Below are 448 nucleotides of genomic sequence, written 5' to 3'. Positions count from 1 at the left end.
TACCGCAGTGTCTGATTTGGAAGTGGAAAGCGTGGAAGAACAAGGCTCTAGGTGGCACATCCGCTATCCGCTGGCCGACAATCCTGCCGAAGTCGTTATCGTAGTGACTACCCGTCCTGAAACGCTGCTGTGCGACGTGGCTGTAGCCGTCAATCCTGAAGACGAACGTTACACCCACTTAAGCGGCAAAGAATTAATCCTGCCGCTGACCGGCCGTACTATCCCCGTGATTGCCGACGAATACGTTGAAAAAGACTTCGGCACCGGCTGCGGGAAAATCACGCCTGCGCACGACTGCAACGACTACGAAGTCGGCAAACGCCACGACACGCGCCTGATTAATGTATTCGATTTGGAAGCCAAAGTACTGGCCAATGCCGAAGTGTTCAACTTCAAAGGCGAAGCGCAACAAGGCTTTGCCTTGCCTGAAAAATACGCAGGCTTGGAC

General features: G+C 53.6%; 1 pseudogene. It reads left to right on the top strand.

Annotated elements, in window-relative coordinates:
• Positions 1-448 (top strand): annotated as a pseudogene (locus ACTHTS_RS11205) (valine--tRNA ligase); the annotation flags it as partial.

The organism is Neisseria sp. P0019.S003, assembly GCF_051957115.1.
GTDB lineage: Bacteria > Pseudomonadota > Gammaproteobacteria > Burkholderiales > Neisseriaceae > Neisseria > Neisseria flavescens_D.
Note: the sequence above shows the minus strand (reverse complement) of the source record. Positions and strands in the feature narration are given on the sequence as shown.